This is a genomic window from Roseovarius confluentis (assembly GCF_002917925.1).
Lineage (GTDB): Bacteria > Pseudomonadota > Alphaproteobacteria > Rhodobacterales > Rhodobacteraceae > Roseovarius > Roseovarius confluentis.
Window position 1 is genome coordinate 129831 of the sequence record NZ_PPFE01000004.1, and the last position, 26756, is coordinate 156586.

20 protein-coding genes and 1 other RNA gene are annotated in these 26756 nt (G+C 58.5%); 10 read left to right on the forward strand and 11 right to left on the reverse strand.

The annotated features are described in order from the left end of the window. Positions 1-58: 58 nt before the first annotated feature. The 4 genes from C2I35_RS11120 (at position 59) to C2I35_RS11135 (ending at position 4615) form a co-directional block, all read left to right on the forward strand. Complete coding sequence (locus C2I35_RS11120) at positions 59-601, forward strand: hypothetical protein (protein ID WP_103763123.1); 543 nt, start codon at positions 59-61, stop codon at positions 599-601. Next, on the forward strand, positions 582-1172 hold the full coding sequence (locus C2I35_RS11125) for an ImmA/IrrE family metallo-endopeptidase (protein ID WP_245890471.1): 591 nt from the start codon (positions 582-584) through the stop codon (positions 1170-1172). Before C2I35_RS11120 ends, C2I35_RS11125 begins: the two co-directional genes overlap by 20 nt. Before the next feature lie 16 nt (positions 1173-1188). Next, on the forward strand, positions 1189-2274 hold the full coding sequence (locus C2I35_RS11130; protein ID WP_103763124.1) for a beta family protein: 1086 nt from the start codon (positions 1189-1191) through the stop codon (positions 2272-2274). 316 nt (positions 2275-2590) lie between these two features. Next, positions 2591-4615 (forward strand): hypothetical protein, encoded by a 2025-nt coding sequence (locus C2I35_RS11135; RefSeq protein ID WP_103763125.1) that lies wholly within the window; start codon positions 2591-2593, stop codon positions 4613-4615. 511 nt (positions 4616-5126) lie between these two features. On the opposite strand, the gene C2I35_RS11140 is transcribed toward C2I35_RS11135, so the two are convergent. From C2I35_RS11140 to C2I35_RS11165, 6 genes are all read right to left on the reverse strand, one after another. After that, positions 5127-8069: a DEAD/DEAH box helicase gene (locus tag C2I35_RS11140; RefSeq protein ID WP_103763126.1), complete on the reverse strand. Its 2943-nt coding sequence runs from the start codon at positions 8067-8069 to the stop codon at positions 5127-5129. Further along, entirely contained in the window at positions 8069-9868 is a 1800-nt protein-coding gene (locus tag C2I35_RS11145; RefSeq protein ID WP_103763127.1) for a phospholipase D-like domain-containing protein, read from the reverse strand. The genes C2I35_RS11140 and C2I35_RS11145 overlap by 1 nt, the downstream gene beginning before the upstream one ends. Beyond that, complete coding sequence (locus C2I35_RS11150; RefSeq protein WP_146050016.1) at positions 9865-11055, reverse strand: DUF6361 family protein; 1191 nt, start codon at positions 11053-11055, stop codon at positions 9865-9867. The genes C2I35_RS11145 and C2I35_RS11150 overlap by 4 nt, the downstream gene beginning before the upstream one ends. A gap of 716 nt (positions 11056-11771) precedes the next feature. After that, the gene (locus C2I35_RS11155) at positions 11772-12716 is read right to left on the reverse strand and encodes a hypothetical protein (protein ID WP_146050017.1); all 945 of its coding nucleotides are present in this window, start codon (positions 12714-12716) and stop codon (positions 11772-11774) included. Positions 12717-12726: 10 nt separating this feature from the next. Then, positions 12727-13695, reverse strand: coding sequence for an ankyrin repeat domain-containing protein (locus C2I35_RS11160; protein ID WP_103763130.1), 969 nt, complete (start codon positions 13693-13695; stop codon positions 12727-12729). Positions 13696-14568: 873 nt separating this feature from the next. Then, positions 14569-15765, reverse strand: a complete 1197-nt coding sequence (locus tag C2I35_RS11165; protein WP_211286135.1) for a GlxA family transcriptional regulator — start codon at positions 15763-15765, stop codon at positions 14569-14571. On the opposite strand from C2I35_RS11165, the gene C2I35_RS11170 reads away from it, so the two are divergent. From C2I35_RS11170 to C2I35_RS11185, 4 genes are read left to right on the forward strand one after another with little or no spacing between them, the layout of a single operon-like run. After that, positions 15752-16735 (forward strand): TRAP transporter substrate-binding protein, encoded by a 984-nt coding sequence (locus C2I35_RS11170; RefSeq protein WP_170067186.1) that lies wholly within the window; start codon positions 15752-15754, stop codon positions 16733-16735. The two genes, C2I35_RS11165 and C2I35_RS11170, sit on opposite strands and share 14 nt — an antisense overlap. 22 nt (positions 16736-16757) lie before the next feature. Beyond that, complete coding sequence (locus tag C2I35_RS11175; RefSeq protein WP_103763133.1) at positions 16758-17264, forward strand: TRAP transporter small permease; 507 nt, start codon at positions 16758-16760, stop codon at positions 17262-17264. 9 nt (positions 17265-17273) lie between these two features. Beyond that, on the forward strand, positions 17274-18554 hold the full coding sequence (locus C2I35_RS11180; RefSeq protein ID WP_103763134.1) for a TRAP transporter large permease: 1281 nt from the start codon (positions 17274-17276) through the stop codon (positions 18552-18554). 28 nt (positions 18555-18582) lie between these two features. Then, positions 18583-19599, forward strand: a complete 1017-nt coding sequence (locus C2I35_RS11185) for a proline racemase family protein (RefSeq protein WP_103763135.1) — start codon at positions 18583-18585, stop codon at positions 19597-19599. Between the two features lie 219 nt (positions 19600-19818). Here C2I35_RS11185 and C2I35_RS11190 read toward each other — a convergent pair whose 3' ends face one another. The 4 genes from C2I35_RS11190 to C2I35_RS11205 all read right to left on the reverse strand — a co-directional run bounded on the left by C2I35_RS11190 (position 19819) and on the right by C2I35_RS11205 (position 24266). Further along, positions 19819-20220 (reverse strand): transcriptional regulator, encoded by a 402-nt coding sequence (locus C2I35_RS11190; RefSeq protein WP_103763433.1) that lies wholly within the window; start codon positions 20218-20220, stop codon positions 19819-19821. A gap of 286 nt (positions 20221-20506) precedes the next feature. Then, positions 20507-22075 carry a DUF6538 domain-containing protein gene (locus C2I35_RS11195; protein ID WP_245890472.1) on the reverse strand — a complete coding sequence of 523 codons (1569 nt, stop codon included), beginning with the start codon at positions 22073-22075 and terminating at the stop codon, positions 20507-20509. A 95-nt stretch (positions 22076-22170) separates the two neighbouring features. Beyond that, positions 22171-22267: signal recognition particle sRNA small type (ffs, locus tag C2I35_RS11200), an RNA gene on the reverse strand. 10 nt (positions 22268-22277) lie between these two features. Next, positions 22278-24266 (reverse strand): bifunctional 2',3'-cyclic-nucleotide 2'-phosphodiesterase/3'-nucleotidase, encoded by a 1989-nt coding sequence (locus C2I35_RS11205; RefSeq protein WP_103763136.1) that lies wholly within the window; start codon positions 24264-24266, stop codon positions 22278-22280. 211 nt (positions 24267-24477) lie between these two features. Between C2I35_RS11205 and nudC the strand changes: the two genes are divergently transcribed. Both nudC and C2I35_RS11215 read left to right on the forward strand, forming a co-directional pair. Beyond that, positions 24478-25434: an NAD(+) diphosphatase gene (gene nudC / locus C2I35_RS11210; RefSeq protein WP_103763435.1), complete on the forward strand. Its 957-nt coding sequence runs from the start codon at positions 24478-24480 to the stop codon at positions 25432-25434. 76 nt (positions 25435-25510) lie between these two features. After that, positions 25511-25978 (forward strand): SRPBCC family protein, encoded by a 468-nt coding sequence (locus tag C2I35_RS11215; protein ID WP_103763137.1) that lies wholly within the window; start codon positions 25511-25513, stop codon positions 25976-25978. 72 nt (positions 25979-26050) lie between these two features. Here the strand turns inward: C2I35_RS11215 and C2I35_RS11220 are convergent, their stop codons facing one another. Then, positions 26051-26641: a hypothetical protein gene (locus C2I35_RS11220; RefSeq protein WP_103763138.1), complete on the reverse strand. Its 591-nt coding sequence runs from the start codon at positions 26639-26641 to the stop codon at positions 26051-26053. Between the last annotated feature and the right edge of the window lie 115 nt (positions 26642-26756).

Here is a 26756-nt window from a genome sequence, read left to right on the forward strand (position 1 = left end):
AGAATCCGAATTGATTTGTTCATCAAACGTTCCTATTTGGAGGGTCAGGAGTTAGGCATTGGGTAAGGTCGGCGCCGCAATACTCGGGGCAATAATTGGTGGGTTTGCCGCCGTTGGCGCAGTCGTGTTCTGGTTTGGCTGGGGTCTCACGGTCGAAGGTCAGTCTGCCCACATCGACCCCACTAGGGCAGACTATGTTGACCTGCTGCTTACCGTGGCGACGATCTTCCTCGGAGCCGTTGGCCTCGCAGTAACCGTGGGAGCTCTCGTGATCGGTCTGGTCGCACTCAAGACGCTGCGCGAGATCAAAGACGAGGCGGCGGAAGGAGCCAAAGATGCGGCAGCCGAAAAGATTAACGAGACTATGGCTGCTGAGCTTGAGCCCAATGTCAACGTGAAGGTGCAGGAAGCGCTCCCATTAGTGCTGCAAAATGCGCTGCTGAACGACGAGTTGGGTCACAAAATACTGAGCGAGATGGCTCAGCGAGGCGAGCTGGATGAAGTGCTTGAGCGCGTCGCGATGCGGATGCAAGGTGGCGGGCCGGAGCCCGACCCAGACAACCCGGAAGTTTACGCAGACGATGAAGGCGGAGAAGCCTGAAAAACAGGAGGTAGAAACCATGGACGGAAATATGCAAACTATATCCGCTTCAAAAGGCTGGGAGGTCAAGTCGCCTTCCAAAGAATATCTGAACCTTGATCCAGAGGTTCGGGCGGATATTGATGAGTATCTGACTGAGTATCCAGTGAAGTTGGGTGCCATCGCTAAGCGACTTGGTGTAAAGGTCCTGCTGTCTACGTTGCCTCGCGGAACCTCTGGCCAGATCGGCCAAGAGAACGGAGACTTCGTCATCCGCGTCAACCGGCACGAGGCTAAGCACCGCCAGCGCTTCACGCTCGCCCACGAGCTTGCGCATTTTTTGCTTCATCGTGATCGAGTTGAGGAGGCGAATGGTTGGTCCGAAAACGTTTTGCTTCGCGCGCCAGACCAGCCAATGCAGATCGAATACGAGGCAAACCGTCTTGCATCGGATCTTGTCATACCATCCTCTCAGCTTGCCGACGCCACCGCTGAATACTCTGGGCCGATGACACCCGAGGTGATCGAAGACCTCGCCCGCCGCTTTGGCGTCTCTACGGCTGCGATGGAAATTAAACTCCAGATGGTGTGAGGAGGCGGAACGGGCAATGGATGTTCAGGAGTATCTAGTAACGCTGGGCATCCGTCCCGCCGAACTCAGCGGTCTCAAAGAGCTGCCGGGGACAACGAAAGATCGGCTAACGCCGCTCGTGCTGTTGGCCCCATGGCTGGCGACGTCACCTCTCTCTCGCGCATTGGACAAGTTTGAGGAATCATACTCCTCACGCCCTTACTTCATTGACGTGGATACCTATTACCGGGTGAACGACAAGCCCAACGAGGCAAAAGATCAGTGGGCAAGTTTGGCCACTAAACCTGCGGGCCTCAATGAGTGGTGGAACCTGCTTTCGGAGTATCCAAACGCTAACCCTTGCCTGCTGATGGCAGAGCGCACAATCGACAGCGCGCGAGAACAGATCGCTTGGGCACGGGAAAATGACCGGACCTTCTGTCTTCGGATGAACCTTGCTGAGGGTATTGGATCGGGCATCCCGCAATGGATGCCAGCTCTGGTGGCTGAACTGGCCGACGAGGGGGCGAATGACTATGCCGTGGTGTTCGAGTTTGGCTGGGTGCCGGACCCGCTCCTAGTGGCAGCCCTTGCGAGCGGTTACACTAACAGCTTTTTCGCGACGATACCGCCAGAGGTCCCGATTGCCATTTCCTGCACTTCGTTTCCGAAGGATTTCACGATGTTTGATGGGACAGATGTATGCGTTTTCAAGAATCGTGACCTGCTGGCTCAAGTGCAACAGGCGACCAACCACCCAAGAATCATCTACGGCGATTGGGGCACTACCAAGCCTCGGAGCTATGGCCACGCCAGCCAGCCCAAGAACCGTATCGACTATCCCGCAGACTCCTCATGGATAATCGCTCGCGACAAGGATGACGATGTATCGTTTCAAATTGCGGCTCAGCGGATATTAGGCAGTGGCTACTGGGCCGGGAACCTAGGTATTTGGGGCGAGCAGCTAATCGAGGGAACGGCCGCAGGGCAAGCGTTCGCAATCGACACGATGCCCAAGATGTATTCCGCTCGGATCAACATTCATCTTCACCGGCAGGCCTTTTATGGCCACCTGCCGCTGCCTGAAGCGCTGGATGAAGAATGGAGCGACGACGACTTCTGAAGCGTAGCTTTGGTGAGAAGCCGCAGCCAATGTGCGAATGCCCAAGTCCGCTAAGGGAGGATAGGCCTCGGAACAGTTCAGGAGCCAGAATGCATCCCTATCAAGTGCAGCATATATCCCTAGGACTTCGCTCACTGGTTAGGCCGCCGACGGGTCCCTATCTGGGTTCAGAGCCATTCCTTACCGTCGCTCAGAAGATCCCAAACTTTGGATAGGCTTCCATCTTTGCCGCTTTTCCACAATCGCGAGAAGGTCGCTTGCCGAGGTTCTCTGTTCGCCGTAATCGAGTTCCGATTTCTCGAAGGAGCAGCACTAGATGACCAGCGTGCAAGTGACCCAGCGAATTCGCGGGGAAAAGTTGGCGTCGGCTTCGACGGAGCTCTTTGAGGTTGGTGACCTTGAAGCTGGCCCTCTGGATCCAAAGTTTGCGCGTAGATTGAACACCATGGTGGTCCGGCGGCAGGTTGACATGGTGAGAAATGTTCCCTCCACACTCGCCGATGCGATCAACGCGAAGGGCGTGCTGAAAAAGCAAGCCGAACTTGTCGTGTTTGGGAACTGGCTGACCAAAGGTAGTCCAGGTGCGGAATCGCGCCCCGGAAAACCGGCGGATCCGAAGAAGATCCTGAAGTGCGTCGGTGCGATCCTATCTGAGATGAAGACGGCGGAACGCAAGAAGCGTCATGCACAGCCAGCGCGCGGACGAAAAACCCGGATGCGGGAAATCACAAAAAAAGACGTAGCTGAACAGTGGAAGATCTTGTTCGACGAGAAGGTCGCAGCCTCGAGTTTCGATGCACCTCTCCGTTCCGCGAGGCACATCCTGTCAGACTACCTGCGACACCTGAAGTCTGGTTCTGAACTACACAGCGGCAAGCCGATCAAGAAATCGCCGGAGATCGAACGCGCACTGGATGCGATAACAGGCTTGCTGCCGGCGAAACAGACTATTTTTCAAGAGATTTTTGTCGAACCGGATTCGCCACGTCCTGCGACCCTCGCGCCGTTTGAGATCGCGCTTGAGTATCAATCTGACGCGCATGCCGAGGAGTATAGGCGCTTGCCATCGGGCACCAAGCTGAACCCGCAGCTCCGATATGTGCCGCACAAGACCGCCCCGACATCGTTGTCCGGGAACGCACGCGCGGACCGGAAAGGGACGATTACCTTGATGCCGGATGTGAACATTCGCGGCGACTACCAAGTGAAGGCGCTGATCGACAGCCTCGCGATCCTGGCAAGCACCACAGCCGAGACAGACGAAAAAACGCTCAAGAAGCAAATCGAAAAGACGACCGGCAAGTCGACCTTCGTTCGCGATCTGACAAAGATCAAAAACGAAAATGGTTGGGGGACGCCATTGCCGCTCCAGGATTTGAGCAAACTAACCGGGCATCACTTCGCTGTGATGATCCAGGAGCCGACACCGGAGGTGCTGGCTGCGATTTTGAAAGCGATCAAGGTTGGGCCAGGTCTCATTGAGCCAGTGCTGTTCCATTTGATCGAAGTCTCGGTCGATTTCTATCCCAGGAAACCGTGCACCACGGAAGAGGCCCTTCTGCGCCGCGAGCGGATGGTCGGTCTGCTACAGCGCCACCATTGGACCAGCCCCAGTCGCAGTCTGGAGCCAGGTTCTACAACGCCGCGACATGCAGATGCGCGCCAGCTATCCGAGAAAGAAATCGAATACGGCGAGGTCGTGCCCAAGACCGCTTTCCTCTTCGCGCACGTGAAATCGTCCGGTGGATTCTACAGAAATGAAAGCGATGCGCTTGTTATCGATCCCGAGATCAGAAACCGTATCTTGACGAAGAAACCGGGGAGCACGCTACACCTGAATTCTACGATAGCGAAGGGTGGCAAGTTCGCGCCGCACATGGTCAGTGTTCAGCACAAAATCTCAGACCGGAGAAATCTGGGTAAGAATACTTTCACCTCCTTGTCAGACGAAGAACGCCGCGCCCGGATTGAAGTCACGATCTCCGGGACAGAGACGCTGAACAAACATGGTCTGCAAACAATCGACGATCTGAGCAGCATCTCATTTAGGAAGATCACCAAGGATTTCCTGCGCTGCAGACTGCCGATGATTGAGCCGCTGCAGCACATATTCGAAGACGCAAAAGCTCAGATGAAGAACCGGGGCGTCTACGGGATAAATTTACGGCTGCGTGCCCTTGGCGAGGAAAGACGACTGGCAGCGAAACGGGACAGGGGTAAATCACCGCGCAGGAGGAACGCCGAGGAGATAGGCCTCGCAGACTGGAAGGAGATGAATGCTGTCATCGGCTACGCTCTGGACGGTTTGCAGCGACGCTGGAGCGGATTCAAGATCAAGTAGTTCCCGGCCGCGCCCGCCGATCATGACAGGTGTGGAAACCGTTGTGAGGCGCCTCCCCGCTTCTTTGTCCGGATTGTCATTCAGACTCCGATGTGCAGAGTGTGCGAACAAGAGAGAGGTGTGCGGTTGAGGAAGTATGGCTTCGTCTGCATGAGGGAGAAGAGATTGGCTGTAAGAGGTGAACCCAGTTATTAGGTCGACGCACCGTTCGTCGCGAACATAACGAATCATGAATGTTATAAGTAAGCGTTTACTGGGCTTTCAGGCCGTCGCCATTGCGCAGATCTTCATCACCTACCACGCGAATATCCGAGAAATCGGCGTCAAAAAGATCCGTTAAGAGCTAATTGAGCCGATCGCAGTTATGTGGCCAATGCAACTTTCGGACTTGGATGTGTGTGACGAAAGACAGATGCCGCGGCGCGTCTAATTCTAGCACCGCCCATGTGCGCGACGAAGACCGCAAGAATTCCGTCTCGCGGTCTGAGCCACGCTCTCCAAGACTTGTTCATCACTGGGCCGTCGTGTCCCGCGAGATCGCCGAAAGGTCGATTGCGAGTTCCCTTCCACTGGTCTCGTCGGCGTCGATGTTGCGAAGCATAGTGACAAACGCTTCGGGATCTGGCTGGCCTAGTGCGAGCCGATAATATAGCAACTCCTCAAGCATGCGTTCCCGTCTGGCCGCCCGGTGGCTGAAGCGCCAGTCGAAGCTGATGCTGGTCGGGCGGCCATTGGCCGGAAGCCACCACCGCTCTAATCCCGTGCGGTCACCATCGACCCGTCTAGCAAGCGAAATCAGTTCGCCAAACGGGCTCACGCCTCGGTCGGCACCGAGCGATTGAACGCCGTGTTCACGCGCTAGAGATCGGCGGACAGCGAGGCTCCCGTAGCGCGCGATCCTGCCCTCACGTTGCTCAAAGTCAACTGGATCGCTCGGGAGATCCCAGTGAACGATCCGGCTGCACCAAAGATGGAAGTCTAGTCCCTCTTGACCGATCGACGTCGTGCAGAGCATATGCGGCCAGAAGGGCGAGTTAAACGCATGGCGCAGGATGTCGCTACGGAAGCGCTTGCCTCCCTTCTTCCCGCCGCGACTCCGCTGGCCTCCGGCGAATGGGATCACGGCCTGAACGGGCACACGGTGGTTCGTGCCGCTGTGGCGGAATTGCACGAGACCAGGCCGGTCGAGCAGACCAGCAGAAAGCTGGTCGACGATTTCCAATCCTTCGGCGTCGCCAAACCTGGAGAGGAGGCACATCTGCTCATCCAGCACGGCCTCGAAACCGCCCTTGAGCATCGCGTCCGCGAGGGCGTCGGGATAGCGCTTCTTCTTGGACGATGACAGGACAAGCTTGGCGAAAGCCCTGTTGCCAAGATAGCGCCGCAAACTCTCCCACGAGAACGAGAATGTCCGCTGTCGATCGCGAGGCCGATCCTGCGGAACATTGTGGCGCGCGAGGCACCGCGCCAAGATCGAGCCCGGCGATGACAGTAGGTGGTCGCTTAGCGCCGTCAGCTCAGCCCGTGAGATCCGGTTGATCCTGGGCAGTTTGGACCAGTTCTTAGCCTTCAAGCTGCTGCTGGCTTTCGCGGCCAGCGAAGACACCCTCTGATAGGTTGTCCCGTTGATCTCGTGCTCAATCCCTGCCGCGACAATCCAGGTCGGACGCTTTTCCGTCCCGTCGAGGCGGATACGCCTCGCCTGGAGATACTTTTCGAGCTGTCGGCGGGCGTCTGCTCGGATGCTACCAATGGCCATGCCCTTGGACTTCTGCGGTTCGATCGCGAGTGGCAGGTTGGGCCACGGCATGAAGAGCCCGACCAGAGCTCCGGTCTCGCTGCCGCCGGGCCGAAGGAGCGGGACTGGCGCCTTCGCCTTTGGCTTGCGCAGTCCGCCAGACAGCTTGATCGAGAGCAACGCCGAGATGGCTGTTGGGGCGCCGCGCCACCTGCTGAACAACAACGTCTTGCCGGGAAGCGGTCGCCTGTCGGACCACGGCCCCTCTAGTCGCCACCAGGCGACAGTCGGCGGCTGCCACGGTAGTGAGAGATGTGCTGGATCCCCGACCAGTTGGTCGAGATGGCGCAGCTGAGGGTGCGCCACGTTACCCTTGCGGCTTCCGGCCTGTATCGGAGCGGGCGTGGCCGCCTGAAGGGACTTCCAAATCTTGTAACCGTGCATCGTTTGCGAAGGGTATGGGATCGAGGTCCACATAGCCGGTGCCCAGCCGGCGAATTCCGATCCTACAGTCTCCGCAAAGTGCTTAAACACGACGAGGTCCTGGGTTTCGACAGACACCTGCGGGTTATCGCGGTCAAAAAGATCTTCCTTGTGCACCAAGGCACGTTCCGTCCGAGCCATCAGGGGCCGAAGCAGCGCTTCCAACCTTTCCTTGGTTCTCAGGACTGACGCGCGGATCGTGTCCTTCGACTCGATCGTTCTCAAAGCACGGTGGTATTCACGCATCGCCTCCTCAACTTTGGCACGGTATCCTTCGTCGCCGGCCAGGAAACCAACAAGATCGATGAGCGACCGGTAGTTGTCGACCTCGTGAATCTCCTTGCCGTCGAGGCGTCGCAGCTTATAGGGAGTCGCCGAGAGCAAAAGAACAGCCGGTCGATCATCGCCGCCGAGAAGCGCCTCTTTGAGGAGCCAGTGAATTCTCGCTCGTTCCTGCTTGAGCCCGACATTCGAAGTCTCGGCCTTTGGAACTACGAGATCCGCATATCGGTGGAATTCGTCGAGTATGACGAGGTCGGGCTTGACCGTCCTGAGGCGCAACGCCGCCAGCGCGAGGACCGACCTAAAGCGCCCGACGAACTCTAAGAGGTCGGTATCCTCGCGCTCGAGCCATCCCAACACAGCCTTCTCGATGCTCCCAGACTGGCAGTCGAATACGTCCCGCATCGCCCGCTCGATCCCGATGGCGGTAAAACCGTTCAGGTCGGAGCGGCCTTCGGTGAATAGTGGTCGCCTTCCGCAGGCGGAGCGATCAAGGTCGAGCCGTGTCACGGCGGACAACAACTTCGGAAAACGTTCCAGCACCGCTCGGATCAGTTCGCGCTCCGCCTTCCGGCCGGTTCGCGGGCCTGGTTTCCACCCGGGCAAGCTCGTCTCCGGGGTGAAGGTGAACACCCGGAACCCGTTCCCATCCTTTGGCAGCCAGCCCGGGACCAGCGCGAGGCGGTCCCCGCCAGGATGGTATTCCTCGGGATCGATCCCAGTTAACGAGACGAATTTTGGCCGGTTCTGGCCGGCGATCGCGAGACTCGGACAGAGATACATCACGTTTAGAAGCTTGCGTCCGGTTCGCAGTCGCTGAGCGATCGTCCGTGCTATGATGGTCTTGCCTAGCCCGACCTCGTCTGCGACGAGGAAGCGCCGCGGACCATTGGATTTTAGGACCGTGCTCGCCACGTCGACGGTGCTAATCTGGAACGGGGTCAGCTCCATTAGGCGACGTCGTGGATTGCGCTGTAGACGGCTTCGAGGAACGGGCGCACTTCGGAGAGGTCTGCGAGCGCTGCGCGCCTCTCCTCTCCTTCGGGCAGTTCCTCGAAGGTTTCGCGGAATGAGTCTAGCATCTCCATCATGCCGGCGGTGCGCCTCTCGAAGCCACGAGGATCGCGGGCCCAGGCGGACAGCATCGTTTCCAAGGTGAACATCTCTGGAACCCTGGAGGTCTTGCTCTGGTGGGGTTGCTGGAGCCGGTCGGACCAATTCTCGCCTGCCGTGACGTCGAGACCTTCGATCTGCGAGCGTAGCCAGTCCCGAAACCTGCTTGCACCAACATATCGGGTTAAGAGTGCGAGGTTACGCCGGTCATTGTCGAGACCGATGACCTGTAGCGCGAGCACCCAGCTTCTTTGAATCTTCGGATCCTTCAAGCTTGTTGCGCGGAAAGAGACGAACGAAGTCTGCTCGCTTAGCCCGACATTCCCGCGCAGAAGTTGGACTTTCCGCATACCTGTCTCGATTGGTATCCAAGTGTCGGCGGCGAGGAACGGTGCAGCCTCGAACCGCGCGGTGGAGAGTGCGGCGTCCGCGCCCTTTCCGAGGGTAAGTGTCAGTCCGCCTGCCTCGTATTCAAGGCTGAGTTCACATTCGAGCAGGAGAGCGATCCGCTCGTCCAGATGCCGCTGACCCTCCTCCAATTCCGCGAGTTCTTGATCCACTCGAGAAGATTCGAACTCGAAGCCAGATTGCACGAACTTGTGAAGCGATTCGGCCAGCGCTGTGTCCTCTACGTCAAGGATGGCAACCGCCTCGGCGTTCGGACCTAGCAAACCGCGTTTCGTTAGGTTCGCGCTTCCGAGCATTATTGTTGACCGCTTTCCCCTGGTGACGGCGATCATCTTGGCGTGGACGCCTGACGGTGGCGGCTCGATAAACTCCGCGGTCCTGTCTACGGTCTGCTGGTCTACCGATACCGTCATTTCCGGTTCGGGCGCCGAACCTGTCCGAAAGACGATCCCGGGGTGCGGCGCAAAACCGCCAGCCGAAACATCATTCGTCAGAAGTGTAAAAGTGGGGGGACCTGCCTTTCGGAGTTCCTCCAGACCGGCTTTGTCGATGAAGGGGCTGACCGCGCTGGCCATCTCCGCTCGATCGAGCAATGGCGAAGAAATGAAAGGCGTCTCTCCACCTGGCCTGCGCCACAGCAATCGTCGAATAGAGGTGCCGGCTGGAGCGAGCCAGCGCGAAGCGCGCAGTTCTTCGATTTCAGTCGCGCTAAATTCGCCTTCGACCAACAGGCCACGCGCCAGCTCGGAGATATCGGGAACTGGACGCGCCGCCTTTTCGTGCGAGGACACAAGGAGAAGGCCAGCATCCAGATCGCGCGAGCCGGTCAGGTTCCGGCTGCCGATCCAGAAGCGCCACTGTATGGGATCGCTATCATATCGAACGAGCGCGACCTTTGGATGCCAGCTCTGGCGGCGCTCGTTGGCCGCGATCGACTCGACCATTGTGTCGAGCAACGGCAGGATTGATCTGTGCGCTCGAGGTGCAATAATTCGACCAACCTGATGCAACACGCGGAGCCTACCGCGCACGCTGTCGAAGGCCTTCACGAGGCCGAGAGGGGAGTTCTCGAACTCAGCTTCGGCGTCACCGCCGAGCACCAAAACGAGGCCGAGTAGCGAAACGAGATCGAGCGAGTAGGTGGCGACGACCGCGTGCGACACGGATTGCCCAGCGTCGGGGCGCAGGGCGCCAAAGACTGAGATGCGGCTACACCGGTTGAAGCTCATATGCCCGTTCCGACCCGGATGATCATCTGCCGCACTACCGGCCACCGATAGTCGAGCGGTGTTGCGACATCTTTTTGCCAGTCCGCGCGCCGCTTAGCATTAAGAAGGTATGCCCGATCCTGCTTCAGCTCGCGCTCGCGCGTCTCAAGGGCACGCGAGATGCTGTCGAGCGATCCTCGGTTGCGAACCCATTCGAGCACCTCTTGTAGGAAGCGCTCCAGATGGGAGTCCATGCGGGTTTCCGCGCGCAGGGCGTCGAGATCGATCTTCAACGCGGCTTCACGGTGCCTAGCGGTGAGCTCAGGCAGCGCGTGGGAATGGCGCCTTGTGTTGGTTTCCAAGTCCTTGTTGCGCTTCGCTTCCACCAGTGCGGCATAGGCCGCGCGCGCGATGCACGCAATCGAGGCCGCACTTCTCGCCAGCGCGAGCAGTTTGCGCTCCTCGATAGAAGCCACGTCCAGAACATTTCTTGACCACAGAGATTTTGTGGATACGCCGGCGTCTGCCAAGCGGCTGAGCAACGGAGGCGTTCCTCCTGAACCAGCCTGCCGCCACTTTCGGCGGATGTATTCCGCCTCTATGCTAGAGAGCTTTAAATCGAGGGGGCCAGTCTTGCGCCGCCAGCCGTCTGGCGCGCGCGGCATGTCTTCGAACAGATCGATCACAGAGCTCCTGAGCGCGTCACTGTAGTCTCGCGAGATTAGCATCGGCCATGCGGCCTGCATTTGCGACTCCGTCGGGACATCTTCAGTTCCCGGGATGGAGTTTACGATCTTCCAGGAGCGTAGAGCGGTCCAGTAGATCGTGCTCGCGCGGACAACTGGGCGCTCCCTCGCCTGATACTTTGTCCACCCATTGATACCGGAGTTCTGAAGCTTTGAAACGCCCTTCATCAGACGAAGAGAGTAACGACGCTCGATCTCGAAAAGTCGGTCCCGGTCGAAGTTGCCACCGTCGCTGATGTCTAATAGCTCTTGATAAGCCCAAGCGACGAAGAACACATAGCGCAGTTGCTGGTGCTGAACCGAGGTTCCGGGAAAAAACCGATCGGCGAACGCAAAATGGATGGGGGCTAAGCCGAGCTCGTCGCGCGTCCCGTCCGACGCGAGCTGTGACAGGAAGCGGTGAGCCGCGTCGCGATCGGCCTCCGAGAGCATAAACCATCCGATGGCAGGCAAACTGGTCATCGGATTTCTCTTGGGTGGGCTGGAGCGGGCACTTTTAGCTCGCGAACTTTCATACGAAGCTCATAGATCACATTATCGAAGCGAAATAGGTTGCCACGAGATAATACCAAAATGCTGTCCGAACCCATCCGGCCAAAGTATAAAGGACCATCCCACCCCTGCGAGCGGAAAAGTAATATTTTCAAAGGAATCGATCTATCCCTGACCTCTAGAATAGGCCGCACAGTCCATAGCGGGTCAAGTTACAGAAAGAATATCTTTGCAGATGCTTTGACCAATACCTGTGTGTCTACTTAGTAAGCGATGACCCGAGGGGAGGTAGCATTTCTTGCCGGGGAGATGACAGCGCAATTCCAGAACGTGCGCCCTAGACTCTCACAGACACGCTGGCGACATGGACCTCATCGTCCGCGAGTTTGGGAGGATTGGTCTCGGAGCAGTTCATGCGCCAGAATGCATCCCCACCACGTCCAGCAATTACCTCTAGGACTTCGATCATTGGTTAGGCTATCGATGCGTCCCTATCGGAATGCAGAGCCATTCCTCACCGGCGTTCAGAAGATCCCAAAATTTGGCTTGGCTGTCTCCTGTGCCTTTCCTTCCTCCTCGATAGTCGCGCGCGCGCTTTGATGCCTCTGTTACTTCGGACTTGGTCCACTCATTTATTTTGCAGCGTCTCAATGGCGGACAAACTCGACGGGGGCAATGCAGGGCACTCAGTCGTAAGTAGGCACGACTACGCCTTCTTTTTCGGGGCTCAAGACTGGCTCAGCTCTTGGTCGTGCTTCGGGCGGGCAATTCACCCGAAGTTCAGGGGACAGCATTTTGTTCACTTCTCGACAGCTCGGTTCCTGATCACCCTCCAATACGGAGTCCTTGATTTCTGCCAGCGTATAGCCGCACGTGGGGACATTGTCAGTCGACGTTGCATTCAAGACCATTTCCAACTCCCGCATGTCCCGCATCAACAGGCAAGCATCTCGAAAGCCCCACGCCGTAGTAGCGGCGATGACAGCCGATCCAACAAAGGGGATTGCCTCCGCGCTTGCCGAGGAGGCGTCGGAAGCAAACGAGCGCATTGAGCGCCGCACTATGCTTTTGTTTAGTTCCTTGGCGCGCTTCACTGCTTTTGAGTCGAGTTCGGGCACCTCGACATTAGGGCTGGGCAAAAACCCTGACGGTTGAGACTTTGATATTCGAGCTTCGGATAGGACAGGCTTCGGCGCAGGGCTAGGGGTTTCAAGTTCTCGGACCCTGGCCCTCAATTCGCCGATCTCGTCAGATTGAACATTCGTCTGCTTGGCCAACGCATTCCTCTCTTCGGTCAGAGCGCTTTTCTCAGCTGCCAGTTTCTTTTTCTCCGCGTCTAGAGTGCCAATGCGTTTCTCGCTCACCTCCAAATCTGCTTCGAGCTCAGCATTCCTTTGGGTCAGCACCTTACGGGGGACATATTCGGCGCTTGACCCACCTAGAGTCGATCCCACCTTTCGCAGGGCGAGTTTTGTCAGATCGTAGAATTCGTCCGAGATCAGTAAGGCTAGGTTCAGACCAAGTGTCAGAAAAAGACAGAATACAAGGAACGCGGCCTTGCCGAACAGACGAGTTAGCAGGCGGATAGGCGAGAGTAGCATCAGAAGCCATGTAGGCTGTCGATCGGACATGCCGCGTCCCTCATTGCGCTTCATTGCATTTCTCGTGGAACATTGTCTTCAGCGTCAAATTTTCGGAAAGCGCATTATTTTCTATTAGCAGTTTCAAAGCGTCTCGGTTGACGATCTCTTCTTCTTCTTCTTGTTCGTTGGTTTTTACGCAGGGGGCTTCGCTTTTTTCGAAGAGATACCTCACGACTTTGGGATCGGTTGAATGCGCCACGGCGCTTAGCAAAGGCGTAAAACCTTGCGCATTGGCGACATCCACTTCAGACCCGGCTTCCACCAACATGCGAATGACTTCAAACGGGCGGTCTTGGTTGGCGGCAAAGTTCAGCGCCGTATAGCCCCGGGCGTCGGTCAGTTCGAGGATTCCGCGACCAATCCTTTGTGTGCGGCTAACCTCCTTGTCGGCCAGCAGCACGGCGAGAACACTTCCATCCTCGGCCACGGTGGCAGCCTGCATCAACGGAGTGGCCGCTACTTCTGGTTCTGCCCATACCTGATCTGCGCCGCCGGCGATCAGAGCGGCCACGATGCTGGCTCCGTCTGGCCGCTGTGTCGCATAATAGAGCGGAGTTACGCCTCTATTTGCCTCAAGTGTGTAAGAGACCTTGTCCTTTAGTGCGTTGGGATCGAAACCATATAGGATCAGGCGCGAGACGACCGATGGGTCCACCGCATATTTCGCAGCATAATGAAGTGGGGTCCTCTCGTCGTCGTCGATAAAGGTTTTGATTTTTGCCCAATGTTCGCCGGTGCTGGCCTTGGCATAGAGTTCACCGATCAGTTTAGAAGAGCGTCGAAACTTGACGATCTTGTGCAGAACACCTGACTGATCCGCGTCACGCGAAATAATGAAATCACCCTTGTTTTCCCGAATGCACACGAGCAGCTCTTCATCAGAGGCACTAGTGAAAAATGCATCGCTGTTTTCGCAGGCAAAAGCGGGAACTCCAACAAGCGCTAGAACAAGAATAAGAATTCGCATGTCTCTTCTCTCTGAACCGACCGGGTCTCAACGCTGTCACGCCTTCCCCAACTCGAAGACACCATGCTACGCGTGAATGAGCATTTCCACGTATTTTCAACATTTTCGCTCGGTCAGCACCTGTATCTTGATCTCGTAGATGGCGATGACATCAATGTAGACTCCCTCGTTCAAGACAATTTTGATCATTGTCACTGCAACGCTCCATCATGAGAAAATCCCGATATTCGATCCCGCAAAGGAAGGCACATGGCGCTGCGTTTGTGTAATTTCCAACGGGATACGTAGGCGCGGCGGCCATGGTGTGAATTGCAATCGAAACGGGAGCTTGAAGCCCCTTAGGTGGGCAGCATGATTGCTCGGAGCCTCGCCTGCAGACTCCGCTGGACGATCTGGCGCGCTACCTCGTCTACCGGTTATTGCCCACACGCGGACGTTTGTCTGCGCACGGCGCAAGCCTTGTTCGATCTAAAGCTTTGCTAAAACAGCGGTATCACGCCTTTTCCGGCTCACCCTGACTACGTGCGCATGCTTCAGCCAACCTGATAATACTACTCTGACCTGACAAGCCCTTAAATTTATGGGATCGTCCTAAAGGAAGGTTTACATTTCCAACCCGATAATTCGTTTTTGGGGTCGAATATGTCAACTTAACGTAAACTTAGCGTAAACCTTTGCGCATAAAATGTGCGCCATTTCGGCCAATTTCGACCCTTAGAGGTTTCCGACTGTTTTGCTCATGTAAACCTGTGTCAACCTTAGGTAAACGTCGCGTAGGGATCCGGCGAAATGCGGAGCTCCAGCCATTCTTTAAAGATCTGCGGACTAGGGCGTCTGCTTCGTTTTACTATCTCTACCGGATTTGACTACTCATCAATCTTGAGTCCTATCCAACGAACTTCCGCTATCAGCCTCTGTCGATTTGTGGGTCAATTGGCTGGAAGCTGCACGATAGCACTTCGGCGTCATTTCGAAGAGCGACGCAAACTCTCGCGAAAAGTGAGAGGAATCTGCGAAGCCGAGGTCTGCGGCCACTTGTCCTATCCTGTCGGTGGTATGGAGCAAACGCCACGCTCCATACCGAAGACGCATGACGCGGTAGAACCTTGAGGGAGGATGTCCGACCGCCTCCACGAAGCGACGGCTCAGTTGGCGCGGACTGAGGCCAACTTTTTCCGCTAGCTCGTCGACGGAGATCGGGGCGTTCAGGGTCTGCTCCATCAAGCCTATCGCATGTCTGACATCCGAATCCTTCACCCCACTCATGTCGGTTACGAATTGCGGTTGTGGCGAAGAGGATTCGCGCTGCCGGTTCAGGATCATGTGACGCAGACTCTGTTGTGCCCTTTCAGCACCGCAGTGACGGGACACCAAGTATAGAGCTAGGTCCGATGCCCCGGTCGAGCCAGCACAGGTGATGCGGTCCCTGGCATCGAGGAATATGCGATCTGACACAGTCTCGATTCCTGGGAACTGTTCGCGGAACTCTTCCCGGACATTCCAGTGGACGCATGCTGGGCGACCCTTCATAAGACCTGCGCGCGCGATATTGAACGTGCCAGTGCAGAGACCAATCAGCGTCACGCCCTTGTCGGCGGCATCTTTGAGATAGGCATCCAACCAAGCGGGCTGTTGTCTGTCTCTATAGTCGTTCCCGGCGCTTACAGCGATGTAGTCGACCGCCGCGGGATCGGGTGGCGGCCCTTGTGGTGTAACGGTAAGACCGCAGCTCGCTTGGACGGTCCTGTGTCCCGCAATCTCCCAACCGCATTCGATCTGACGACTGCGCCCACCCTCATCGGCTGCCAGTCGTAGCGCGTCGACAAACCCGGAGAATGCATTGAGAGTGAAATTGTCCAACGGAAGAATCGCCACGCGGAACTTCTGTCGCCCGCCTCCGGGCCGGTTTGACCGAACCTTGATATTCGACATTCCGTGCTCCAATCCGGAAAGATGACTGCGGCATTCTTCATTATGTCCGAGGTATTCTATTTTGATGTCGTTTTTGCTTCTAGCCTTTCCAAATACAAAAACGACCCGACAGGAGAAACTGAAAATGATGAACCGCATACTATCTGTCACGGCGATCGCAAGTTGTCTGGCTCTTTCGCTTCCGGCAGCCGCTCAAGACAATACGTTCAAAGCGAACATGCCCGGCAACGAACAATCGATTGCCTACCTGTCGGTCGAACGGTTCGACGAGGTGCTCGGCGAGCTGACTGGTGGGGCGGTCGATATCGATCTCTTCGCCAACAGCGCCCTAGGCGATCAGGAAAGTTCGCTGGAATCCATGCAGACCGGTCTGCTCGACATGGCCACGGTGGAGACGCCGATTACCAGTGTGGTGCCCGAACTTGGCGCAACCGCGCTGCCCTACATCTTTTCCGGCCGTGACCACGTGAAGGCGGCGCTGGATGGCGACGCCGGCGAGATGATTGAAGAAATGCTGCTTGCAAAGGGCCTGCGCCCTGTTGCTTTCCTCGAAGGTGGTTTCCGCCAGATCACGAACGATGTCCGCCCAATCAACGTGCCCGCCGATCTGGATGGTATCAAGATGCGGACACCGGGCAGCGCTCTGCGGATCAAGATCTTCAACCACTACGGCGCCAACGCATCGCCTCTTCCGTTCAGCGAGCTCTATTCGGCGCTGCAGACTGGCGTGTTTGACGGCCAGGAAAACCCGGTCATCTGGGTCCAGTCTCAGCGGTTCTACGAGGTTCAGGACTACTTGTCGCTGACCAATCACCTCTACACGGTCACCTACCTGCTGATGAGCGAAGACAAATTTCAGAGCCTTACCGAAGAGCAGCAGCAGGCCGTTATGGAGGCGGGTGATGCGGCCGAAGCTTATTCGGTTGAGTTGGGCACAAAGGCGGATGCAGAGATCGTCAGCTTCCTGAAGGAGCAGGGCATGCAGGTGAACGACGCCGATATCGCGGCCTTCACCGAAGCGTCCTCCGTGATCTGGACGGACTGGGCCGCTGAGCAGTCTGGCTCGGCGCAGGACCTGATCGACGCAATCGTCGCTGCGCGTCCCTGATCCAAAGAAAGGAGGCATCGCGATGATCAACCGTATTCTTGAAGGCGTCATCGCGGTGCTTCTGGTTGCCGCTGTCGGCGTCGCCTTTCTCGCAGTCATCTATCGCTACGCGCTCGATTCCGCTCTAAGCTGGAGCTTCGAAGTCTCGCTTGCCCTGCTGACCTACATCACCTTCATCGGCGGTTATCTCGCGCTTCGCAAAGGCGCGCATCTGAAGGTCGATCTTCTTTTGGCTAGAATGCCATTCCCAATGCGGGGTGCGGCATTCCTGCTGAACCAGGCTCTCATCGGCCTCATTGGCTGGATCATGGCCTGGCATGGCACCAAGCAGATGCTGCGTTTCTCGGACCAGCTGACCAACGTGCTCGAAGTGTCCACATCCTGGTATTACGCGGCCATACCCATAGCCGGAGTCCTTATCTGCCTAGACGCAGTGATCACTACGATCCGGGGCCTAATCCGGATGTCACAGGGTGAAGAACCCGTCACGACAGACAATGAAACTTCCACCACCTCCGTCGACCTCTAAGGCACCGATATGACCCTCTTGCTCGCTCTCTGCGTCCTTCTTGGCCTGATCGGCTTTGGCGTCCCCATCGCCTTTGCGCTGATCTCGATCGCCGTGGGAATATTCTGGCTTGCCGATGTCGACCAGCTCATCGTGGCGCAGCGCCTTTACAGGGGCGTCCAGAGCTTCCCGCTCCTAGCCGTTCCGCTTTTCATCCTTGCCGGTCAGATCATGACCCGAAGCGGCATCTCGGGCCACCTCGTGGAATTCGCCAAGACCCTCGTTGGCCAGATGCGCGGTGGGTTGGCGGCGGTGAACATCGTCACGTCGATGTTCTTTGCCGGAATGAGCGGAACCTCTATGTCAGATACCGCCGCCGTCGGCGGCATGCTGATCGACCCGATGGTCAAGCGCGGCTATAGCCGCCCCTTCACGGGGGCCGTGACGGCCGCATCGTCGACCATTGGCATTATCATTCCGCCAAGCGTTCCCATGGTCATTCTCGGAGCTTATCTGGGGATCTCCACTGGCGCCCTGTTCGCCGCTGGTCTGATCTCGGGGGTCGTGCTTGGTGTCGCGTTAATCGTCACTGCCTGGCTAATTTCGATCCGCGCGGGATATCCTGTCGAAGCGCCGTTCTCGGCGAACCGCGCGATGAAAGCCTTTACCAGGGCGCTGCCGGCTCTATTGATGCCAGCGATCATACTCGGGGGCATCCTGGGGGGTGTTTTCACAGCCACCGAAGCCTCCGCAGTTGCGGTGGTTTACGGCACCGCCGTAGGAATGTTCTACTACCGAACCCTCAAGCTGAAGGTCCTCTACCAGACGCTTTGCGAGGCTGCAGTCCTAAGCGGCGCGGTGATGCTCGTGACGGCTGCTGCACATGTGATGGGCTTCGCGTTCACCTACGAACAGCTTGCCGACGACATCCTTCGCCCACTTGCAGAGATGGAGCTTTCCCCGGTGATGTTCCTTGTCTTGCTCAGCGTCGTGATGATTGTGGCCGGCACTTTCCTCGACGGGATCGCGATGATCTTCATCATCGTGCCGTTGTTCTTTCCGGCCATCCAGTTCCTTGGCATCGATCCGGTGCATTTTGGAATGGTTGTCGTGCTGTGCTGGGGGATTGGCCAGCAGACGCCACCCGTGGGTGCAGCGCTCTTCATCACCAGCGTGATCGCGAAGGTGGACATGTTTTCGCTCACACGCGCCAATCTGCCATTTATCGCGGTCATGCTGCTCGTGCTTGGCGCCGTAATTCTCTTCCCCGAGGCGATGGTTCTGTGGATCCCGCGCGCCCTCGGTCTCTAATCCCTGAAAGAAAGAAGGTTTCGACATCATGATGACACCCAACCGTTTCCTGGACGTGATCTACACGCATACGGACGGCGAGCCGACCTGCATCATCCCCGGCGGGATCCCCTATCCCCACGGTCTCGACATCGTTGCCAAGCGAGACTTCATCCGGCGCCACTATGATACCGTCCGCACGGGCCTTTTGCGCGAACCGCGGGGTCACCACGACATGGTTGGCGTATTCGTGACCCCACCGTCCAGCCCCGAATTTGATGCCGGGATGCTCTGGTGTGACGGAGATGACTTTATGGAAATGTGTGGCCACGGCACCATCGCGCTGTCCATGGCAATGGTCGCACATGGCATGGTGCACGATGACGGCGGTGATGTCGTGAAGATCCGTTTCGAGACGCCGGCAGGGCCGGTCACGTCGGAAGTCGGGCGCGAGAATGGCCAAGTCGCCTGGACCCGTTTCCAAAACGTCCCGGCGTTCGTTTTGGCACAGGACGTGCCGGTCACCCTCCCCGAGGTCGGTGAAGTCATGGCTGATATCACCTTCGGTGGGAACTTCTTTGCGGTCGTCAAATGGCCTTATCCGAACCAGCCCATCGGACCGGAGAATGGCCGGATGCTTTCGGAAATGGGTGTCATGGTGAAGGACCAGATCAACGCCAAAATGGACATCGCTCATCCGACGGCTCCGCATATCCGCGGCCTGAACTTCACGACATTCTGGCAAGAGCCGGACCACGCAGATAGTCTATATCGCAACGTGCATGTCTTCAGCGACGGCAAGCTGGATCGCTCGCCAGGTGGGACAGGGACATCGATGATGATGGCCGCCTTCGAGGCGCGCGGGAAGATGGGACTTCACGAGAAAATTCGCTCCGAAGGTTTGCTCGGAATTGGCAGGTTCGAGGGCGAGTTGATCGGCGAGACGAAGCTCGGAAACCTTCGGGCGGTCATCCCCACCGTAAAGGGAACTGCGAAGGTGACAGGCTACGCCAAGTGGCTTCTGGACGACAACGACCCCGTGGGACGAGGTTTCGTGGTCAGCTAAATTGATCGATGGCGGCGAGGATGAAACTAACTCTCGAACACCTCGCCGTCTTCACCGAGAAGATCGCCCGCTACGATCTCTTAGGGACACAGAGGCGCCTTAGAAGCTGCACGCGACGCAGGGTGGGCCTTGGGTCACTATCGTCGCTCACGTCGCGCAGGAAGCGCAGCCATGCGCGCTCGTTGGGTGTCAGGTCATCCTCTCGGTCGCGCATGATGCCTATTTCCTAAAGATCGCGTTGACCGCCGCCTTCGACCGGCTGGTGAGCCGAGGGTCGCTGTTGTCGGAGGCCTCCCGGATTGCCTCGATCCAGCCCCGCTCGTTTGCGGTGACCGGCGCGCCGAAGATATCGATCACGGCCGCAGCCGCCGTCCGCCCGACCGCCTGCTCCAAGGCGATACGCATCAGATAAGCCGGATCGGCTTCAAGGGCGCGCGCCATTGACGGCACGCGGTCAAGTGCAAGCTTGCTCGAACCACTCTTGAGCATGCTGACCATGTTGGCGTTCTGGAACCCGGCCTCAGAGGCGATTTCAGCTTGGGATTTTTTCGATTTCAGCTCCAAAACCCGGCGTTCAACATATTTCGCCAGTTCAGTGTCCTGATGCGGTTTCTTTGTCATCTCTTGTTCTCTCATTCGTGTCACAGCACGCGCTGCTTACTTTCATTATAGAAAGTAGACGCCTGGGGAGCGTCGCAGGATGAGGGAACCCGTGATGTTCCAGGGCTCACTTTCGATCAAAAACTTGGTCTGAAGTCGTTAAAGGTGGTCGGACCAATCGGACTGGCCGGACCAGGGCACCCATGATGTATATCTCGTTCCAAGCTGTCGGACAGCTTCATGATGATTATGTCGCACTAACCGCCTAGAACCCATGTTTCGATCAAGTAGATGTCGTAACATCAACTCAAGAAATCTCATATTCAGGCAGCCGGTTGATTGCGTTGATCTTTGTCGAAAGCGTCACGTCACCATAATCGTCACCAGCTGTTCTGGCGGCGTGGCCCTGTATTGCATCAAGAACCCGATCCTGGATCCCGATCTCGCGCCCGACTGTCTTGAACCTGTGCCGCCAGCCATGCGAGGGCTGAACACCTTCCGGCACAAGGTTTTGCTCTTTGAGCCAATCACCGACGCGATTGGCCATTTTCTTCGCGTAAGTCTGATAGTTCTTGTGCTCTTTGCCGTTGTGAAAGATGGGTCCACTATTGATCGTGTGCAGATAATCGAGAAAACCGAGCTTGATGATCTGGGGGTGCACTGGCACGTCGCGCCATTGACCGGTCTTTGTGCCCCCGGCTTCTGGCGTTATCCTGATCGTCATGTTGCCACCAACTTCACGGAAATCTTCACGGCGCAGTTGGGTAATCTCGGCAACGCGCGCCCCTGTGAATGCACACAGCCAAGGCACCCACCTTTTGGCAGCAGTGATCTTTTCTCCTTCCATAATCGTTCCATTGAATGAGGTCTTAGGCTGATAGTTAAAGACCGCGGCGAGCAGCTTTATTGCTTCTTCGGTCGTGAAGCCGCGCTCTCGATTGTGGATGGGTTTCCGTGCAGCCAACCGCACACCGACAGCGGGATCGTCGTTTATTCTGTCTTGTTCGGTGGCCCATCTGAACAGGCTGCGGATCGTCGGCAAATAGACTTTGCTGACTGTCGATGGTTGTTTCTCCTGCAAAGTATTTTCCACCCAATCCAACATGTTTTTCTTGGTAATCTTGGTTGCATCGTCGTGGCGTAGGAACTTGATCAGACTTTTGATTGCCAGTTCCTGTCTGCGCCCCCCGTCCTTCATATATCCCAGTCGCTGGCGAACCTGCACGTAGTCTGCCCACAGCTTCTTGATGCTCACCGGCGCAGAAGCGCTCTGCGGAGGCTGCGCGTTCTTGATTATCGGCGCAGTAGGGGTTCCAGTGAAATCTCCCTCGTCACGCTCGGCCACCCGCTCCAGTGCCTCTAACTCGGCACTGCAAAGGGCACGGGCAATCACTCGCCATTCGTCGCTCCCCATTGCCGCATCGAGATTTCCGGAGGCGCGGAAACGCTCAATCTGCGGCCCTACGAGATCCGCAAGTTCTCCATCATCGGCGTGACCAGCTATCGCCGCGCGCAGTCTCTGCACCAGTAGGTCGTCAATGCCGATAGACGGCCAGCGCGCATCATTGCCTAGCTCATCGTCGAAAGCCAATCTTTGCATGTAATGGCTCATGGCGATCTGGTCAGGAGCGAGTGGATAGCGTGCCCGGCCGGTCTGCAATGTTCCTGCGCTGATCTTCCTTTCAGCGAGGGCGATTTGATGTTGAAGCTGAGCGACAGCACCTGGAAGCAACTTGATTGCTTGTCGGTAGTCACCGCCGAGAGGGGTGCGCAATTCAGTTTTGCCGATGATCCCACGCAGATCTTTGGGAACGACCAGTCGAGCGTGATAGCGTCCGTTGCGATTCACGAAGTTCCTAGGTTTTCCCGCCATCATGATCAGCCTTTGTAACCAAAACTGTAACCTTCAAACGGCCAATGCCCCCTATTTGCAAGGGCTTTGTTTAATTTCAACGGACTAGTGTGAGAATGGGTGAGAGGCTGGACAACGACCCAAGCGGGGCTCGTTACGGCTGCTTCCTTCCGGACCTGACCGGGTTGGCGAGGCGCCTGCCCGCGCCAACCTCTCGACCGGATACCTAAGCTTTCTGGGGGGGATTCGCAAGGTCTGCCAGTCTGACAAGGGGAATGGCGAGGCGCAGGAAGCCTGTCGCGTCCACACCAAGATCGCGCGCGCCCAGGGTCGCGAGGTCTTCTGGGTGATTGCGCGCGCCGGGGCCGGTTTCCAGCAGAACGGTCGCATCTCGCGGGCCGTCGAGATGCCAGCCGCCGGCGACGGGCAAGGTGCTGTCGGTGCCGGTGTCGCGCAGGAACGCGGTGAGGTGGTCACGGACGGTGCGTGCACTTTGATGCACCACGGCCTGGGCTGTGGCACGTGGATAGGGGCCCCCACCATGGGCGCGGAAATTATTGGTGGCCACGCAAAAGAGAGCATCGTGCGACAGGGGCGTGCCGTTGCGCGAAAGGTCGCGGATGCGCCGTGCGCCGGAGTCGATCAGTTGCCCTTGCGGGTCATAGCGTGGCGGTTGGGACAGGTCGATGCGATAGCTAAGGCCCGAGATCGTGTCGAACGCATGACTTGCGAAGGCGGGGTTCCAGAGTGGTTGCGGCGTGGTGCCATGGCCTGGCAGGATCTGATGAAAGCAGGACGCGGCGCGCTCCAGCCAGTCGGCGATCTGCGCCCCGGTCAGCCGCAGCCCGATCAGGGTGTTGGGAAACGGGTAGAGCTCGGCCATGTGCCCCAGGGTCAGCGGACCGGCGGGGATGTCGATGAAATCGCCGGGCCCGCCATGGCCGCCGGATTTGTAACAGGGTGTCGCGGCCAGGACCGGCAGGTCCGTGTCCTCGGTGTCGCCGAGCGCGGCGGAAAGCGCGGCTGTCTTGGCGTCGAGTACCGGGTGGAGCGCGTTGCAGGGTCGGACCCGTGCGAAATAGCTGTGGATGGGATGCGCCGTGTGGCCGACGGTTTGGGAGGTGACCTGCAGTGTCGCCAGGTGGGCCGGGCGCGTGACGGCGGAAAGATCCGGGTCGGCGGCGGCAGGGGCGGTGCCGTCTGCTGGAGCCACGGGTTGTGCGCGACAGTGGAAATCCTGCACGGACCATGCCGCGGTCGCCGCATCCTGCGCAAGGCAGAGATCCAGCACGCCCAGGTGTGAACCGCGAAAGCCAGCCATGACGGCCGGAACCCCGGCGAGGGTGCCGGCGTGGTGATCGACGCCCGGCGCGGGAGGACCGGGCGCCGTGGTTTCGGGAAAGACCTGATGACTGTGCCCGGTCAGAAGCGCGTCGATCCCCGGCACCGTGGCCAATGCGAGGGCCGCGTGCTCAAGGGCCGGGTCGGCGCTGTCGGACGCGGACGCGGCGGGGCCGATCCCTGTATGGGCCAGAACGATGACGATGTCGGCGCCGGCCTCGCGCAGGTGGGGTACTTCGGTCACCGCGGTCTCGACGATGCCGCGTGTGGTGACGCGGCCCGCAAGGTGCTGATGGTCCCATGTGGTGATCTGCGGCGGCAGCAGGCCAAGCACGCCGATGTGCAGCGTGTGCTCCTTGCCGCGGTTGTCGCGCAGGACCGTCGGCAGGATGACGGAGGGCGGATGCAAGGGCGTTGCAGCGGGTCCGGCGTGCAGGACGTTGGCGCAGAGCACGGGGAAGGTGGCCTCGGACAGGGCGCGGTCCAGCCAGTCGAGGCCGAAATTGAACTCGTGATTGCCAAGTCCGACAGCGTCGTAGCCCAGAGTGTTCATCGCGGCGATTACGGGGTGCGGGCCGGACCAGCCGCTGTCCGGGCCGGTGCCGATATCGCTGAGCGCGGAGCCTTGCAGGAAGTCGCCATTGTCGAACAGCAGGCTGTTGGCGGCCTCGGCGCGGGCGCGGGCGATCAGCGTGGCAGTGCGGGCCAGCCCGTGGCCCTGCACTTCGGCATCGCGGTGATAGTCGTAGGGCGCAAGATGGGCGTGGACATCAGTGGTTTCCAGCACCCGCAGCCAGATATGATTGTCCGGGATGGGACGATCCGCGGATGCGGGCGCGTGCGGCCAGGTGTGGTCAGGCGCGGTGTTATTCATGTTTAAAGTCGAATTTCACTAATCAAGGAGTTTACCCGGACGGATCCAAGACTGGCACAGGGGGTGGGTGGCGGCAATCTCCTTTCGGTTGAGGTCACTTATTTAGGATCGCGCTTAGATTGGGGCGTGGGCGTGCGTGGGATTGCGGCTTCGGGGCGCGGCTTGCCGTTGGCGGGGGGCTGTGGCAGGTCTGCGGCAAAAGGAGATGCAGATGCGCCATGCCGAGACTGTGACATTCGGCGGTTCGGGGTTGGACCGTGCTGCCGAGCTGCGGCGGCGACCGGAAGAGATCGCGCAGACGCCGCGCGAGGTGGTGCTGTTGTGGCAGGGCAAGCCGTTGGTCGAGGCGCCGGGACTGGACCGTCTGGCGCGGTTGCCCGCCGACCATCCGGTGCTGGCGCAGACGGCCCCCGAGGCCGTGCTGCTGGGCCTGCAGGACGATGGGCGCCTGATCGAGGCGCGGGAACTGGTGGGCTGGATGCCCGAGGACGTGGACCCGGCCCAGATGAACAGCTTTGTCGATACGTCCGAGCAGCGGCATCCGCTGCTGGATGACACGCAGGTCTTTGCGGAGTTGCGCCGCGTCATGACCCGGCTGAGCCCACGCGATGCCGAACTGGCCGCCACAGCGAAGGCGGTGCTGCACTGGCATGTCAGCCACCGTTTCTGCGCGCGGTGCGGGGCGCAGAGCGAGATGACCCAGGCCGGATGGCAACGCGCCTGCCCGTCCTGCGGCGCACAGCATTTCCCAAGGACCGATCCGGTCGTGATCATGCTGATCACCCATGGCAACAGCGTGCTGATGGGCCGCTCGCCACATTGGCCGGAGGGCATGTTCTCGCTTCTGGCGGGGTTCGTGGAGCCGGGCGAGACGATCGAGGCGGCGGTGCGCCGGGAGGTCTGGGAAGAAGCCGGCGTGAAGGTGGGCGCGGTCGACTACCTGGCCAGCCAGCCCTGGGCCTTTCCGGCGTCGCTGATGTTCGGTTGCCGCGGCGTGGCGCTGAGCCGCGAGATCACCATCGACCCGGTCGAGATCGAGCAGGCGATGTGGGTCAGCCGCGAGGAGATGATGCAGGCCTTTTCCGGGACGCATCCCGTCCTCAGCCCGGCGCGAAAAGGTGCAATTGCGCAATTTTTGCTGCGCAACTGGTTGGCGGATACGCTATAACGCCGGTAACCGATAGGCATTCCAAGACCCTGCCCGGCGCGAAAGACCGGACGGGACAAAAAGAAGAGGCGCAGACATGAAATTCGTGGCCCATGAAGACGTAGAAGCCCCGATCGAGTTCGTGTTCGAGCAGGTGACCGATTTCGCGGCGATCGAGCGGTCGGCGTTGCGGCGGGGTGCGGAGGTGCAGCGCGTCGACGACCTGAATGAGACCCGGCCGGGAATGAAATGGGACGCGGCCTTTAGCCTGCGGGGCAAGCGGCGCGAGATGCAACTGGAGCTGACCGAGCTGGACCGGCCCAATGGCTTGGTCATTGCGTCGCGCTCTCCCAACATGGGCGGCAAGATGGTTCTGGACCTTGTGGCGCTGTCGCGGTCGCGCACGCGGATCAGCGTGGTGATCGACATGGCACCCAAGACGCTGGCGGCAAAACTTTTGGTGCAGTCGATGAAGCTGGCGAAGAGCAACCTGAACAAGCGGTTCAGCCTGCGCGTGGCGGGTTATGCCAAGGAACTGGAAGACCGCTACAAAAGCGACGCCTGAGCGTCTCGTGCTGATCGCAAAACGGGCCGCCGGTGAGGGCGACCCGTTTTCCGGTGTCTGGCAGAGCCGAACTTAGCCCAGCTGGTTGTCTTTCTCTTCATCCTGGAAGGGTGCGCCGAAGCCGTAGCCGAGCTGATTGTCCTTCTCATCGTTCATGAAGGGCGCGCCGTAGTTGCTGGCGACCTCGAAGGTGGCGGTGTCTGCGCCGTAGCCGCGCTGATCATCTTTTTCCTGGTTCACGAACGGTGCACCGTACTTGCTGGCGATCAATTGGACATCGGATGCCGTATCGTCGCCGTAGCCGCGTTGGTCGTCCTTGTCCTGATTGACGAAGGGCGCGCCGTATTTGTTGCTGGCTACAAGTTGACCGGCGGATGACGCGTCAGCGCCGTAGCCGCGTTGGTCATCTTTCTCCTGATTGACGAAGGGCGCGCCGAAGTTTGCGGCGAGGCCCAACTGGTTGTCTTTCTCTTCATCCTGGAAAGGTGCGCCGAAGCCAAAGCCCAGTTGGTTGTCCTTTTCTTCGTCGAAATAGGGGGCACCGTTGGACAGGACGCTGTTGTTGAGCGGTGCGCTGTGCTGGCCCAGGACGTTGACGACCTGAAGGGCGGCGGCGGGGGTGGCGAGAGCGGCGAGAACCGCGACTGTACTGATGATACGCATGATATGTTCCTTTCATATGATGTTCGTCAATTCTGTTGACGGTGTGTGTTCGTTTCGGTGTTGGCGGCGCGGGCTGTCCGCGTCGTCTGCCGAACAAGATGGCGGCATTCGGGGT

Bases quoted from the DNA above. Each gene is read 5' to 3' on its own strand.
- C2I35_RS11125 (WP_245890471.1), top strand. From the start codon at position 582: ATGAAGGCGGAGAAGCCTGAAAAACAGGAGGTAGAAACCATGGACGGA.
- C2I35_RS11130 (WP_103763124.1), top strand. From the start codon at position 1,189: ATGGATGTTCAGGAGTATCTAGTAACGCTGGGCATCCGTCCCGCCGAA.
- C2I35_RS11135 (WP_103763125.1), top strand. From the start codon at position 2,591: ATGACCAGCGTGCAAGTGACCCAGCGAATTCGCGGGGAAAAGTTGGCG.
- C2I35_RS11140 (WP_103763126.1), bottom strand. From the start codon at position 8,069: ATGGAGCTGACCCCGTTCCAGATTAGCACCGTCGACGTGGCGAGCACG.
- C2I35_RS11145 (WP_103763127.1), bottom strand. From the start codon at position 9,868: ATGAGCTTCAACCGGTGTAGCCGCATCTCAGTCTTTGGCGCCCTGCGC.
- C2I35_RS11150 (WP_146050016.1), bottom strand. From the start codon at position 11,055: ATGACCAGTTTGCCTGCCATCGGATGGTTTATGCTCTCGGAGGCCGAT.
- C2I35_RS11155 (WP_146050017.1), bottom strand. From the start codon at position 12,716: ATGTCCGATCGACAGCCTACATGGCTTCTGATGCTACTCTCGCCTATC.
- C2I35_RS11160 (WP_103763130.1), bottom strand. From the start codon at position 13,695: ATGCGAATTCTTATTCTTGTTCTAGCGCTTGTTGGAGTTCCCGCTTTT.
- C2I35_RS11170 (WP_170067186.1), top strand. From the start codon at position 15,752: ATGATGAACCGCATACTATCTGTCACGGCGATCGCAAGTTGTCTGGCT.
- C2I35_RS11165 (WP_211286135.1), bottom strand. From the start codon at position 15,765: ATGCGGTTCATCATTTTCAGTTTCTCCTGTCGGGTCGTTTTTGTATTT.
- C2I35_RS11175 (WP_103763133.1), top strand. From the start codon at position 16,758: ATGATCAACCGTATTCTTGAAGGCGTCATCGCGGTGCTTCTGGTTGCC.
- C2I35_RS11180 (WP_103763134.1), top strand. From the start codon at position 17,274: ATGACCCTCTTGCTCGCTCTCTGCGTCCTTCTTGGCCTGATCGGCTTT.
- C2I35_RS11185 (WP_103763135.1), top strand. From the start codon at position 18,583: ATGATGACACCCAACCGTTTCCTGGACGTGATCTACACGCATACGGAC.
- C2I35_RS11190 (WP_103763433.1), bottom strand. From the start codon at position 20,220: ATGACAAAGAAACCGCATCAGGACACTGAACTGGCGAAATATGTTGAA.
- C2I35_RS11195 (WP_245890472.1), bottom strand. From the start codon at position 22,075: ATGATGGCGGGAAAACCTAGGAACTTCGTGAATCGCAACGGACGCTAT.
- C2I35_RS11205 (WP_103763136.1), bottom strand. From the start codon at position 24,266: ATGAATAACACCGCGCCTGACCACACCTGGCCGCACGCGCCCGCATCC.
- nudC (WP_103763435.1), top strand. From the start codon at position 24,478: ATGCGCCATGCCGAGACTGTGACATTCGGCGGTTCGGGGTTGGACCGT.
- C2I35_RS11215 (WP_103763137.1), top strand. From the start codon at position 25,511: ATGAAATTCGTGGCCCATGAAGACGTAGAAGCCCCGATCGAGTTCGTG.
- C2I35_RS11220 (WP_103763138.1), bottom strand. From the start codon at position 26,641: ATGCGTATCATCAGTACAGTCGCGGTTCTCGCCGCTCTCGCCACCCCC.